The organism is Shinella granuli (assembly GCF_004341885.1).
Lineage (GTDB): Bacteria > Pseudomonadota > Alphaproteobacteria > Rhizobiales > Rhizobiaceae > Shinella > Shinella granuli.
Window position 1 is genome coordinate 88,561 of sequence record NZ_SLVX01000005.1, and the last position, 13,922, is coordinate 102,482.

The window sequence follows — 13,922 nt, forward strand, 5'->3', positions numbered from 1 at the left end:
CGCCTGCCGCATTCGCATTCATGTACTCTTGCCCATTTTCACGATTTCGAGATTGACGCCGGCGTCCTTCAGGCGCGCCCTCACCGCTTCATCGACCCGGTCCGTCGTCAGAACGACGTCGAAGGCGACAAGGTCGCCCAGGACGTTGAGGGCGACCTTGCCGAATTTCGAGGAATCGACGAGCAGGATCTTGCGGCTCGACGAGGCCATCATCGCCTGCTTGACCTTGGTGACCTGGGCGTCCTGGATGAAGGCCGTCCCGCCGTCGATGGCGGAGGCGGAACAGAAGAGGACGTTCGCCCGAAGGCTTGCCACCGCCTTCTCGCAGGTGATGCCGATATAGGCGTTGTAGTTGTGGTGGTACTTGCCGCCGAGGCTGATCAGTTCCACCTCCTCGGCCTCGATCAGCTTGCCGGCCGAGATGTAGCTGTTGGTGATGACGGTGAGCGGACGGGCCTCCGGCAGGAGGCCCGCGAGCGCGCAGGCCGTCGAGGAATCGTCCAACATCACCGCCTGCCCGGCCTCGACATAGGCCATGGCGGCGCGGGCGAGCGCCTCCTTCTCCGTCCTGCCCACCGTCTCGCGGTAGCGGAACGTGCTCTCGTAGAGGCCGGAGGGCTGGACGGTGACCATGCCGTGCAGCTTGCGCAGCACGCCCTGCTGGGCAAGCGCATCGATATGCCGGTGGATGGTCATGCGCGAGACGCCGAAATGCTCGACGAGATCCTCGATGCGCGCCTGGCCGGCCCGCATGATGTACTCGGCAATCTCCTCGCGTCGTGCTTCCGCCTTCATCCGTCCGCTTCCCTCGACCGTTTTGCGAGATCCTCGATGGCCTGCCAATGTGGCGCCATGCCGTCTGCAAGCCGTCTATAGACATCGTAGCGCCCGGCGAGCTGCGCGCTCCGCACCCCGTCCGGCCGGTAGGAGCGCAGGATCCGGGTCGTCGCCGCCGCGCCGGCCTCCGGGCTTGCATAAAGCCCCACCGCGGCACCGGCGACGAGCGCCGCGCCCCAGGCAGCCGCCTCGTCGGCGGAAGAGACGTCGACGACGAGCCCCGTCGCATCGGCGAACATCTGCGCCAGAACCGGGCTGCGCGCCCCGCCGCCGCTGATGCGCATGCGCTCCACCGGCACGCGAGACAGGAGGTCGTCGATATGGACCTTGTGGTTGAAGACGATGCCTTCCAGCACGGCCTTCAGGAGATCGCCCCGCTCGTGCCAGCCGTGCACGCCGAAGAAGCCGGCGCTCGCACCACTGCCGAAGGGCGAGCCGAAGAGGAAGGGATGGAAGACGATATCCGACGGCTTTTCCATCGCCCGGTCGAGCTCCGGCCGCAGCAGCGCGTGGATGTCGGCCCCCTCGCGCGCGGCCCTTTCGGTGAGATCCCGGCAGAAATTGTCGAGGAACCAGTCGTAGTTCGCGGTGGAGGCCGGGGAGATGGCCATGGAGTTCCACCAGCCCGTGCGGATGCCGTTGCGGCAAAACCAGCGCGGATCGACCATCGGCTCTTCGGTGACCAGCTCGTTGATCGAATAGGTGCCGGCGACGACGGCAAGCAGGCCCGGCGCATGGCCGCCGATGCCGAGCGCCGAGGCCGTCACGTCATGCAGGCCCGCGGCAACGGGCGTGCCCTCGATGAGGCCTGTCGCTGCCGCCGCGTCGCGCGTCACCGTGCCGATGATCTCGTCCGGCCGGGCGACCGGCGGAAGGGCGGGCCAGAGGTCACCGAGGCCGAAGACCTCCAGCGCCGCCTTGTCGAAGGCCTGCGTGCGCACATTGGTGAAGCTCGTGCTCGCCTCGGTGAGATCCGTGCCGACGACACCGGTCAGGCAGAAGCGCAGCCAGTCCTTGCAGGTGATGACATGGCCGATGGCGCGGTAGCGCTCCGGCTCGTGCTGCCGGATATGGGCGAGCAGGGCCGAGGGCGCGGAAGCGTGTGCGGTCTGGCCGGTCAGCGCCAGCGCGCGCTGCGCCACGCCGTCCTTCCCCCAGGCTTCGACGATCGCGCCGGCGCGGCTGTCGAGCGAGAGGATGCCGGCACCGAGCGGGCGTTTTTCGCTATCGAGCAGGTAGAGGCCGTCGCCATGGGCGGTCGCCGCGACGGCCTTGATGTCGCCCGCCGGGCGGCCGCTCTTCTCGATCGCCTCGCGGATCGCCTCGGCGGTCGCGGTCCACAGGCCCGCCATGTCGCGCTCGACATGGCGCGGCTCGGGAAAGGATTGCGGCACGCGCCGCCGCGCGACGGCGATCGGCGTGCCGTCCTCCTCGAAAATCACCGCCTTGGTGACCGTCAGGCCGTTATCGATGCCCAGAAGCAGCGCCATGGTTCTCTCCGTCCGTTCCGGCTTGCACGCAGGGTGAGACGATCCTGCAGGCGACTTGTAACGTATTATATTGTTATTATATCGTCAATAAATGTTACAAAGGGGCCGCGCCTTGCCCCGCGTTACCACCCTGAAGCGCATTCTTGACCTTTTCTTCACACTCCTCGCGTAAGCAGGGCGGGACGAGGCCCGGAATGGGGGGCCGGGTGGGTATCGATGTCGAGCGTGCGTTCGTTTGAAGCGGGGGATGTGGATGCGGTCGCAGACCTGTTCCAGCGCCTGCTGCGCAAGACAGCCGAGCCGGCGAACGACGACCTGAAAACCTATCTGCGCACCCTCTTCATCGATTTCCCCGCTGCCGAACCGGATTTGCGCTCGCGCGTGCATGTGCGCACGGATGGCAGCGTTTCGGGTTTCCTCGGCGTGCTGCCGGTGGAGATGGAGTTCGAGGGACGCCGACTGAAGGCGGCCAATTGCGGCACATTCGCCTGCGACGACCGCGAGGAAGACCCCTTCGCCGGTGCCCGCCTCCTGCGCGATGTGCTTGCCGGTCCGCAGGACCTCTCCTTCACCGAGACCTCGAACGATGTTTCCACGGATATGTGGCGCTCGATGCGCGCCACGGTCCTCGGCCCTCACAGCCTCGAATGGCTGCGCATGATAAAGCCGGCTTCCTTCGCCCTGAAGGCCGCCGCGGGGCGGCTGTCCGCCTTGAGACTGTTCAATCCCCTGGCTCGCGCCGCGGATGCGATCCTCTGCCGGCGTGGCGAAAAACAGAACTGGTCGCACTATATCCCGCTTGCCGGCAAGGCCGATGCCTTCGTCGACGAGGCGGTGAGCGATGCGGAATTTGCCGACCTGTGCCGGCAGTTCGTGCGCCATTTCCCGCTGCGCCCCGCATGGGACACGCCCGTACTGGAAACCATGCTCGGCCATGCCACCCGCAAGGCGCTGCATGGCGAGCGCATCCAGCATGTCGTCAAGACGCGGACCGGCAAGGCGGTCGGCCTCTATCTCTACTACGGCAATCCCGGCGACATCGGCCGCACGGTGCAGATCATGGCCGCGCCCGGCCAGGAGGCCATCGTCATCGACCGCCTGATGCGCGATGCCCATGCGCGCGGCCTCGTCGCCATTCGCGGACGCACGCAGCCAACCCTGCTGCAGGCGATGATCGGCAAGAAATGCGCCTTCCTGCACACGTCCTCGACCATCGTGCATTCGCGCGACCCCGCGCTGCTCGACGCGATGGCGAACGGCAGGGTGTTCCTCAACGGTCTTGCCGGTGAAGGCTGGACACGCCTCATCGGCGATCGGTTCGGATAAGACCATGTGCGGGATCGCCGGATATTTCGGGGGAAACATCGCGCCGGAACGGGGCGCGGACCATCTGCGCCGCATGGTCGCCGCGCTTCGCCATCGCGGGCCGGACGGTGAAGGCATCCTCCTGCGCGCCGATGCGGGCCTTGCCCATACCCGCCTTTCCATCGTCGGCCTTGCCGACGGCGCCCAGCCGATGGCGACGGAGGACGAGGCGCTCGCACTGTCCTTCAACGGCGAGATCTTCAACTATGTGGAACTGCGCGACGACCTGACGGCGCGCGGCCGCAGCTTCCGCACCACGTCGGATACCGAGGTGCTGCTCGCGGCCTTTGCGGAAAGAGGCCCTGCCTGCCTGCCGGATTTCAACGGCGACTTCGCCTTCGCCATCCATGATGCGAAAAACCGCCGGCTGGTGCTTGCCCGCGACCGCATGGGCGTGCGCCCGCTGTTCTATACGCAGCACGAAGGCGCGCTGTTCTTCGCCTCCGAGATCGCCGCGCTGCTGGCCCTGCCCGGCATGGTGGCCGAAATCGACCCCGTGGCGCTCGACCAGATCTTCACGCTCTGGTGCCCGATCCCGCCGCGCACCGCCTACCGCAACATCTTCGAACTGCCGCCCGGCCATCTGATGACCGTCGAGGACGGCCGCCAGACGGTTCGCCCCTGGTGGCAGCTCTCCTTCCCCGATCGCGGCGACATCCAGCCGGCCGGACGGTTCGAAAGCCAGGTCGAGGAGTTGCGCGCGCTGCTTGCCGATGCCACGCGCCTTCGCCTGCGCGCCGACGTGCCCGTCGGGTCCTATCTGTCGGGCGGTATCGATTCCTCCGTCATCGCCGCCCTTGCCGCACGCACCGTGACGCGCGGCCTGCGAACCTTTTCCCTGACCTTCCGCAGCGAGGAGCACGACGAAAGCGCCTGGCAGCGGCAGATGGCGGCGACGCTCGATGCGCAGGCCGACAGCGTCGAATGCACGGCGGAGGCGATCGCGTGCCACCTGCCCGCGGTGATGGGCCATATCGAGCGGCCGATCCTGCGCACCGCGCCCGTGCCGCTCCACCTGCTCGCCGCCAGAGTGCGCGAGCGCGGCATGAAGGTCGTGCTGACCGGCGAAGGCGCGGACGAGATCTTCGCCGGCTACGATCTTTTCCGCGAGGCCCGCGTCCGGCGCTTCTGCGGCCGGCAACCGGCCTCCGTCCACCGCCCCCGCCTCTTCCAGCGGCTCTATCCCTATCTTCCCGGCCTCAAGCAGCAGACGCCGGAATATCTCGCGCGCTTCTTCGCCTTCGGCTCGGAGGCGCTTGACGATCCGCTCTATTCCCACCGCCCGCGCTTCCGCTCCACCGCCGCGGCGAAACTGTTCTTCTCTCCCGGCCTCAAGGAGGCGCTGGGCGACTACGATGCTGCCGAGGACCTTGCGGCACAACTGCCCGCCGACTTCCGCCGCTGGCATCCCCTGCACCAGGCGCAGTATCTCGAAACGGCCTTCCTCCTGCCGGGCTACATCCTGTCCAGCCAGGGCGACCGGGTGATGATGGCCAATGCCGTCGAGGGGCGGTTCCCCTTCCTCGACCCCCGGGTCGTCTCCTTCGCCGCCGGCCTTGCCCCGGATGCCAAGCTGCTCGGCCTTCGCGAGAAGCACATCCTCAAGGAAGCCGCCCGCGGCCTCGTGCCGGCAGCCATCATCGACCGCCCGAAACAGCCCTACCGCGCGCCGGACAGCGAGAGTTTCGCCGCTCCGCACACGCCTGCCTATCTCGACGCCGTGCTGTCGCCGGAACGCCTTACCGATAACGGCCTGTTCAATGTCCCGGCCGTCGGCAAGCTGAAGGAGAAGGTCCTCAAGGGACAGGTCTCCGGTTTCCGCGACAACGCGGCCTTCATCGGCATCCTGTCGACCCAGCTCCTGCGCGGCACCGACGCCACACGATCCACAGAAACTGCATCCAGCATTAGGATAAGCTGACCATGTCCGACGAGACCAAAGCCGCAATCCGTACCTTCATCGTGGAAAACTTCCTGTTCGGCGACGACAGCCATCCGCTGCCCGCCGACCTGTCGCTGATCGACAACGACCTCATCGATTCCACCGGCATCCTGGAGCTGGTCGGCTTCCTCGAAGAACGCTTCGGCGTGCAGGTCGCCGATGCCGACATCGTGCCGACCAATCTCGACACGATCGAGCGCATCGCCGGCTTCATCGCCCGCAAGCAGGCGGCCTGACGGCAGGCCGGCCATGCGGATCGAGCGTTACCTCCAGGACAGCGCAGCCCGCGACGGCGCCCGGACGGCGATCGTCTCCGGCGAGGTGCGGCTGGACTATGCCCGTTTCCTCGATCTTGCCACCCGCATGGCCACGACGCTGCGCATGCGCGGCGTCGGACGCGGCGACCGCGTTCTCGTCCTCCTCGACAATGGCTGGCAGACGGCCGTCGCCGTCTTCGCCACCTGGATCGCGGGCGCCGTCATCTGCCCCGTCAATCCGGCGACCAGAAGCGCACGGCTCGCGCAGATCGCGCGCGACTGCACCCCTGCGCTGGTCTTCGTGGAAAGCCGCCTTGAGAGGCTGCTCGACGAAACGCCCGAGATCGCCGCGTCACCGCGTATCGTGACAGGCGGCAGCTTCGATGCCGCGCTCGAGGCCGCGCCGCTCGCAGCCGAGCCCCTGCCCGACACCGATCTCGCCGCGCTGATCTACACGTCCGGCTCGACGGGCGAACCGAAGGGCGTGATGCTCGCCCATGACAACGTGGACGCCGCCGCCCGCGCGATCACCGCCTATCTCGAAAACACCGCCGCCGACACCATCCTCGTCGTGCTGCCCATGTCCTTCGGTTATGGGCTCAACCAGCTTGTCACCGCCACGCGCTGCGGGGCGACGCTGATCATCGAGAAATCCTTCGCCTTCCCGCAGGCGATCTTCGAGAAGATCCGCGACGAGCGCGTCACCGGCTTCCCGCTCGTGCCGGCCATGGCGGCCATGATGATGCAGGCACGCGACCTCGACGCGTCGCTCTTTGCGAGCCTGCGCTACGTGACCAGCGCCGCCGCGCCCATGCCGCTCGCCCATCTCGACTGGCTGCGCGCCTTCCTACCGCAGGCGAAGCTCTATTCCATGTACGGCCAGACCGAATGCACCCGCGCTAGTTGGCTGCCGCCGGGCGAGATCGATGCCCGGCGCGGCTCGGTCGGCATCGCCATACCGGGCGGCCGGGCCGAGGTGGTCGACGAGGCCGGCGAGACGGTGGCACCCGGCACGATGGGCGAGCTGGTGATCAGCGGGCCGCATGTCATGCGCGGCTACTGGCAGAACGAGGCCGCGACGCGCCGCGCGCTGCGGCCCGATCCGCACACGGGGATCCTGCGCCTCCACACCGGCGACCTCTTCACCGCGGATGCGGACGGTTATCTCACCTTCGTCTCGCGCATGGACGACATCATCAAGTCGCGCGGCGAGAAGGTCGCACCCAAGGCCGTGGAGGACGTTCTCTGCCGCATGCCGGGCGTGGCGGAAGCGCTCGTCGTCGGCATCGCCCACGAGGTGCTCGGACAGGCCGTCAAGGCGGTGATCGTCGCCTCGGACCCGGCCCTCACCGAGCGCGACGTGCTGCGCTTCTGCGCCCGCCATCTCGAGGACCACATGGTCCCCAAGCAAGTCGAATTCCGGGAATTCCTTCCCAAGACCGATTCCGGCAAGGCAAGCCGCCGGCTCGCCGCCGAACCCGCCACCACGACTGGCCAAAAGACAGGATCGCCTGCATGACCACGCCGAAGTCCCACACGCCCTCCTTCGCCCCGCTCGTACTCGATCCCGCCGCGGAGGTGGAGCGCATCACCGGCTGGATGCGCGACCGGCTGCGCCTCGACCTGCGCAAGCGCGGCCTGGTGCTCGGCCTTTCCGGCGGCATCGATTCCAGCCTCTGCGCGGCGCTGGCCGTCAAGGCGCTCGGCGCGAAGAACGTCTTCGCGCTCTTCATGCCGGAGAACGATTCCGACCCGGAAAGCCTGCGGCTCGGGCGCAGCGTCGCCGAGACCTTCGGCATCGAGAGCATCGTTGAGGATATCGGCCCCTCGCTCGCCGCCATGGGCTGCTATGAGCGCCGCGATGCCTTCATCCGCGAGGCCGTTCCGGAATACGAGGCCGGCTGGGCCTCCAAGATCGTCTTCGACAACCCGATGACCACAGGCGGCTACAACATCTCCTCGCTCGTCGTGCGCTCGCCCGACGGCGAGATGCGCAAGGTGCGGCTTTCGGCGGGCGCCTATCTCGGCATCGTCGCAGCGACGAACATGAAGCAGCGCACCCGCAAGCAGCTCGAATACTACCATGCGGACCGGCTGAACTTCGCCGTGCTCGGCACGCCGAACCGGCTGGAATACGACCAGGGCTTCTTCGTCAAGAACGGCGACGGCGCCGCCGACATCAAGCCGATCGCCCATCTCTACAAGTCGCAGGTCTTCCAGCTCGCCGCCCATCTCGGCGTGCCGGCCGACATCCTCTCACGCCCGCCCACCACCGACACCTATTCCCTGCCGCAGACGCAGGAGGAGTTCTACTTCGCCCTGCCCTACGACAAGATGGACATCTGCCTCTACGGGCTGGAGAACGCCGTGCCGGCGGCCGAGATCGCCACGGCCACGGGCCTCAAGGCAAGCGACGTCGAGCTGGTCTGGACGGACATCGCCGCCAAGCGCAAGGTCGCCCGCTACCTGCATTGCCCCCCGCTCGTCTTCGACGGGGCGTAACCGGCATCTGATCCCGGGCTTTGATGGTGCATTGATCTGTCCGACCTGGAAGGGTGCGGCCGCGCCAGAACGACGGAATCAACCGCCGGCCTGACGGGATGCCGGCGGCCGCGGAGGAGGCTGTCATCGTCGCTTTCCGGCGGCATACGCTACCGCCGCTCGCTGATCGCCCCGCAGCCGGCGACCCCGTTCTCCGTCCGATCCCGCACCATGACCGGCCGGCCCGGCAGCCGGCCCTCCCGTCTAGGCGGTGCGAACCTTCTCGTTCGCCCGCATCGGACAGATCGCGGCGTGGTCGAACCTGATCATAAAGGCCGTCCAAGCCATGGTCGTTCGGGTCGGGCTTGGGCCGTAGGAGCCTTCGTCACGACAGCCCTTCCATTGTCCGCCGCATTCTCTTCAGCGGTTTGCCACCTGCTTTACTTTACCGACCAGACGGTATAGTAATCTCCCGTGCTTAACGCGGTGTGGGAGGAAACACAGTGCAGCTCGATGGATTTCTGAGAACGACGGCCCTTGTCGGCGCCGTCCTGTGGGGCGGCTCGGCGGCAGCGGCGGAGGTATCGATCTTCTGCAGTTCGGCCGGCGCCGAGCTCGAGCTTTGCCAGTCGGCCTCCGAGGCCTGGGCGAAGGAGACCGGCAACACGGTCAAGATCAACAAGATGCCGGCGAACTGGGGCGAGGCCCTGCCGCTCTACCAGCAGCTTCTCGCCGGCAAGTCGGGCGACATCGACGTGCTGACGCTCGACAACATCTGGGTCGGCGCGCTCGCCGCCCACCTCGTCGACCTCAAGGAGAAGGTGCCGGCGGAGGAGCTTTCGGCGCATTTCGAGGCGGCGCTCGCCGACAGCACCATCGAGGGCAAGCTGCTCGCCATGCCCTGGTTCGTCGATGCCGGCCTGATGTTCTACCGCAAGGACCTGCTCGAAAAATACGGCAAGGCCGAACCGAAGACCTGGGCGGAACTGACCGAGACGGCAAAGTCCATCCAGGACCAGGAACGCGCCGCCGGCAACAAGGACATGTGGGGCTATGTCTGGCAGGGCCGCGCCTATGAAGGGCTGACCTGCGATGCGCTCGAATGGGTCGCCTCCTATAGCGGCGGCACCTTCATCTCGCCGGACGGCGAGATCACCGCGAACAATCCGAAGGCCGTCGAGGCGCTGGAGCTCGCCCGCACCTGGATCGGCGGCATCAGCCCGGAAGGCGTGCTCAACTATGACGAGGAAGGCTCGCGCGGCGTCTTCGAGGCCGGCAACTCCATCTTCCACCGCAACTGGGGTTATGTCTGGGGCACCAGCCAGGCGGAAGGCTCCTCGCTGCTCGGCAAGGTCGGCGTGATGGCGCTGCCGGTCGGGGCGGAAGGCGAGAAATCGAGCGGCTGCTACGGCGCCGGTCTTCTGGGTGTGTCGAAATATGCCGACGACGTCGATGCCGCCGTCAGCCTCGTGCAGTACCTCACCAGCGCCAGCGAGCAGAAGCGCCGCGCCTTGCAGGGCTACAGCCCGACGCTGAAAGCGCTCTACCAGGACGGCGAGATCCTCGAAGAGAACCCCTCACTGCGCTTTGCCGAGAAGGCCTATGCGGAAAGCGCCTCGCGACCGTCGCAGGTCACGGGCGCCTCCTACAACCGCGTCTCGCAGCGCATCTTCAACGGCGTGCACAACGTTCTGAGCGGCAAGGAAAGCGCCGCCGACGCCCTCGCCAAGGTGAGCGGCGATCTGGAGCGGCTGAAGAAGCGCGGCTGGTAACGGTCCGGACGCCTTTCCCGGGAAAGCCGGGAAGGCGCCGTCTCTGTTTTATGCGGTTCCGGAAGCGAGATTGCCGCCGGGACTGTTCTGGAAACTCAAGGAAAAGACAGTGAATATCGCGATCGCACCATGCTGCTGGGGCATCTACTGGCCCACCGGCAACGACCTCGGCTGGACCGACTACCTCGACCGCATCGTCGCGGCCGGATACCGGCATACCGAGCTCGGCCCCTACGGCTACTTCTCCACCGATCCCAAGGTGCTTTCGCACGAACTGAACCGCCGCGGCCTCTCCGTGGTCGCGGCGGCCCATGTCCACACGCTGGCGGATGCCGCCACCGCGGACGCCCTGGTCGAACGGACGCACCAGATCTGCACGCTGCTTTCGGCCGTCGGCGGCACGCATTTCATCCTGATGGACGAGTCGGAATTCTACCCGAAGGACCGGATGGGCATCGTCGACGAGGACGGCTGGCGCGCCGTCGTCGAGCAGACCCTGCTTTCCGCCCGGATCGTGCGCGACTACGGCCTGCACTTCAGTTTCCACCCGCATGTCGGCACCTGCGTCGAGCATGAGGACCAGATCGAAGGGCTTCTCGCGGAGACCGATCCGGATCTCGTCGGCCTCTGCCTCGATACCGGGCACCACGCCTATTGGAAGGCCGATCCGAAGGCATTCTTCCTGCACCACAAGGCGCGCATCAACGCCATCCATCTCAAGAACGTCGACGGCGCCTTCCGCGAGAAGGTGCTGGCGCAGAACATCCATTGCGACCGTGCCTTCGAGGAGGGCATCATGACGGATCTCGACCGCGGTGCGGTCGACATCGCCGATTTCATGCGGACGCTGCTGGCGAGCGGTTATGACGGCCCGCTGGTCGTCGAACAGGACCTTGCGCCGAGCCATCCCGAGACGCCGGAGGCGATCGCCGCGCGGAACTTCGCGTTCGTCTCGGCTTTGCTTGCAGAGCAGGCCGGCCGATGAAGACCATGATCCACGACACGCCCGAGGCGATCGGCACGCATCTCGCGACCCGCATCCTCGCGGAAATCGGCGCCGCCAATGCCGCCGGCCGGCCCTATGTGCTCGGCTGCCCGGGCGGGCGCAGCCCGATGCCGGTCTACCAGGCTCTGGAGCGCCAGCTAACCGCCGCTCCCGTCGATTGCTCCCGCCTCGTCATCGCGATGATGGACGAATACCTGCTGTCGGGCGGCGATGGCCTCAGTCCGCCCGCCGCCTCCGCGCATTACTCCTGCCGCGGCTTCGGCGCGCGCGAGATCGTCGAGCGTATCAACCGGGCACTGCCGGATGCCCTGCGCATGCCCGAGACGAATTTCCGCATGCCCTCCCTCACCGATCCCGCGGCCTATGACGGCGAGCTCGCGGCCCTTGGCGGCATCGACCTGTTCCTGCTCGCGTCCGGCGCCGGCGACGGCCATATCGCCTTCAACCCGCCGGGTTCCGCCCGCGACAGCCGCACGCGCATCGTCACGCTCGCCGAGCAGACACGGCGCGACAACCTTGCGACCTTCCCCGACTTCCGCGGCATCGAAGAGGTGCCGACCCACGGCCTCACCATCGGCATCGGCTCCATCGCCACGCTGTCGAAGGCCGTCGCGATGATCGTCTGGAGCGACGGCAAGCGCGAGGCCTTCCGCCGCCTTTCGGCCGCGACGGCCTACGACCCGTCCTGGCCGGCGACCATTCTTGCCGAATGCCGGAACGGCGAGCTCCATGCCGACGCGGCCGCCGGGGCGCGGCCATGACACGGCACGCGATCGGCATCGATGTCGGCGGCACCAAGACGAAGGCCTGCATCATCAGGCTTTCGGACGGCGCGGTCGTCGCCGAGCGCACCGAGGCGACGCTTTGCCAGAACGGCGGCGGCGCCGTGCTCGACCTCGTCGGCGATCTCGCGGCGGCCATGCAGGATCGCGCGAACGCGCAAGACCTCGACATCGCAGCCCTCGGCATCTGCCTGCCGGAACTCGTGACGCGGGACGGCGAGCCGGCCTCAGCCTGGAATTTCGACTGGCGCGGCCTCGATTACCGCGCCCGCCTTGGCGCCTTCGCCCCCTTGCACATCGACAGCGACGTGCGCGCCGCCGCCTTCGCCGAGGGCTGGATGGGCGCCGGCAGGGGTGTCGACCCCTTCGTCTACGCCACCATCTCCACCGGCCTTTCCCATTCGCTGGTCATCGGCGGCGCGCCCTATGAAGGCGCCCGCGGCTTCGCCATCCATTTCTCAGGCAGCGATATCGTCGCCTTCGACGGCGAGGGCCGCGCGGTGCGGCACAATCTGGAGCTCTTTGCCGGCGGCAAGGCGCTCGGCGAGCGTTACGGCGCGCTCACCGGCCGCCCCGACGCCTCGGCGCGCGCGCTGTTCGAGGCGGAGGCGACGGACCCGCGGGCGGCAGCGATGGTCGCCGATGCGCTCCTTTCGCTCGCCTCCTATCTCGGCCAGCTCGTCAACACGCTCGACCCCGCCATGCTCGTCCTCGGCGGCGGCATCGGCAGCGACCCCAAGGTGACGCCGCGGCTTGCGGCGCTGACGCGCGGCTTCATCTGGGCGGAGGGAGCGCGGGACATGCCGATCGTGCCGAGCCTCATCGGGGACACGGCCTGCGCCATCGGCGTTGCGGCGCTCGCGGCCCGGGCGAACGGCACGATCGCGGAAAAGACAATCAGCAAGATGGAACGGCCATGAGCGGTATAGATCTCATCAATGTCGTCAAACGGTTCGGCGCGCTGACGGTCATCGACGGCGTGGACCTTGCGATTGCCGAGGGCGAGTTCGTCGTCTTCGTCGGTCCTTCGGGCTGCGGCAAGTCCACGCTGCTGCGCATGATCGCGGGGCTGGAGGAGATCTCCGACGGCGAGCTGCGCATCGCCGGCAGCCGCATGAACGAGACGCCGCCGGCAAAACGCAACATCGCCATGGTCTTCCAGTCCTACGCGCTCTATCCGCACATGAATGTCGAGCGCAATCTCGGCTTCGCGCTGGAGACCGCCCGTCTTCCCGCCGCCGAAATCCGCGAGCGCGTGACGAAGGCGGCGAAATTCCTCAAGATCGACCACCTGCTCGACCGCCGCCCGGCGCAGCTTTCCGGCGGCCAGCAGCAGCGCGTCGCCATCGGCCGCGCCCTCGTGCGCCAGCAGAAGCTCTTCCTGTTCGACGAGCCGCTGTCCAACCTCGATGCGGACCTGCGCATGGAGATGCGCGTGGAGATCGCCCGCATCCACCGCGAGGTGAAGGCCACCACCGTCTACGTCACGCACGACCAGATGGAGGCGATGACACTCGCCGACCGCATCGTCGTGCTGAAGGACGGCCGCATCGCACAAGTCGGCACGCCCATGGAGCTCTACGAGCGCCCGGCAAACCGCTTCGTCGCGGGCTTCATCGGTTCGCCGCGCATGAATTTCCTGCCGGGCATGCTGGTGCGCGAGGGCGAGGAGAGCGTGCTGTCGCTTGCCGGCGGTCGCCATCGCCTCTCCGCCCACGACTATGCGGGCGATGTCAGCCTCGGCATCCGGCCGGAAGACCTGATCCTCGGCGGGGGCGAAGCAACGCTGGAGGCCGAGGTCCTGCTCGTCGAGCCGCTGGGCGGCGAATCCCTCGTCCATCTCAATGTCGGCGACGGCCGCTCGATCGTCGCCAAGGCGCAGGGCAGGCCGGAGATCCGGCCGGGCGCCACCACGGTCGTCGGCTGGAACCACGCGCGCGCGCATCTCTTCGACAAGGACGAGCGCGCTCTCAACCCGAGGGGGGCGTGA

General features: G+C 67.5%; 12 protein-coding genes. 10 read left to right on the forward strand and 2 right to left on the reverse strand.

Features of this window, described 5'->3' with window-relative positions:
* Positions 1-18: 18 nt before the first annotated feature.
* Positions 19-795 carry a DeoR/GlpR family DNA-binding transcription regulator gene (locus EV665_RS10410; RefSeq protein WP_133034047.1) on the reverse strand — a complete coding sequence of 259 codons (777 nt, stop codon included), beginning with the start codon at positions 793-795 and terminating at the stop codon, positions 19-21.
* The gene (locus tag EV665_RS10415) at positions 792-2,327 is read right to left on the reverse strand and encodes an FGGY-family carbohydrate kinase (RefSeq protein ID WP_133034048.1); all 1,536 of its coding nucleotides are present in this window, start codon (positions 2,325-2,327) and stop codon (positions 792-794) included. Before EV665_RS10415 ends, EV665_RS10410 begins: the two co-directional genes overlap by 4 nt.
* A 216-nt stretch (positions 2,328-2,543) precedes the next feature.
* Here EV665_RS10415 and EV665_RS10420 point away from each other — a divergent pair, with 216 nt between their 5' ends.
* From EV665_RS10420 to EV665_RS10465, 10 genes are all read left to right on the forward strand, one after another.
* Positions 2,544-3,653: a hypothetical protein gene (locus tag EV665_RS10420; protein WP_064333001.1), complete on the forward strand. Its 1,110-nt coding sequence runs from the start codon at positions 2,544-2,546 to the stop codon at positions 3,651-3,653.
* Positions 3,654-3,657: 4 nt separating this feature from the next.
* Entirely contained in the window at positions 3,658-5,613 is a 1,956-nt protein-coding gene (gene asnB / locus EV665_RS10425) for an asparagine synthase (glutamine-hydrolyzing) (RefSeq protein WP_133034049.1), read from the forward strand.
* Positions 5,614-5,615: 2 nt separating this feature from the next.
* Positions 5,616-5,870, forward strand: coding sequence for an acyl carrier protein (locus EV665_RS10430; protein ID WP_064332999.1), 255 nt, complete (start codon positions 5,616-5,618; stop codon positions 5,868-5,870).
* A gap of 13 nt (positions 5,871-5,883) precedes the next feature.
* Positions 5,884-7,410 (forward strand): class I adenylate-forming enzyme family protein, encoded by a 1,527-nt coding sequence (locus EV665_RS10435; protein ID WP_133034050.1) that lies wholly within the window; start codon positions 5,884-5,886, stop codon positions 7,408-7,410.
* Positions 7,407-8,393 (forward strand): NAD(+) synthase, encoded by a 987-nt coding sequence (gene nadE / locus EV665_RS10440; protein WP_064332997.1) that lies wholly within the window; start codon positions 7,407-7,409, stop codon positions 8,391-8,393. Before EV665_RS10435 ends, nadE begins: the two co-directional genes overlap by 4 nt.
* 482 nt (positions 8,394-8,875) lie before the next feature.
* Complete coding sequence (locus EV665_RS10445) at positions 8,876-10,144, forward strand: ABC transporter substrate-binding protein (protein ID WP_245507683.1); 1,269 nt, start codon at positions 8,876-8,878, stop codon at positions 10,142-10,144.
* Positions 10,145-10,253: 109 nt separating this feature from the next.
* Positions 10,254-11,129, forward strand: coding sequence for a sugar phosphate isomerase/epimerase family protein (locus tag EV665_RS10450; RefSeq protein ID WP_162853024.1), 876 nt, complete (start codon positions 10,254-10,256; stop codon positions 11,127-11,129).
* Positions 11,126-11,911, forward strand: a complete 786-nt coding sequence (locus EV665_RS10455) for a 6-phosphogluconolactonase (RefSeq protein WP_133034052.1) — start codon at positions 11,126-11,128, stop codon at positions 11,909-11,911. Before EV665_RS10450 ends, EV665_RS10455 begins: the two co-directional genes overlap by 4 nt.
* On the forward strand, positions 11,908-12,852 hold the full coding sequence (locus tag EV665_RS10460) for an ROK family protein (protein WP_162853025.1): 945 nt from the start codon (positions 11,908-11,910) through the stop codon (positions 12,850-12,852). Before EV665_RS10455 ends, EV665_RS10460 begins: the two co-directional genes overlap by 4 nt.
* The gene (locus EV665_RS10465) at positions 12,849-13,922 is read left to right on the forward strand and encodes an ABC transporter ATP-binding protein (protein WP_064332993.1); all 1,074 of its coding nucleotides are present in this window, start codon (positions 12,849-12,851) and stop codon (positions 13,920-13,922) included. The genes EV665_RS10460 and EV665_RS10465 overlap by 4 nt, the downstream gene beginning before the upstream one ends.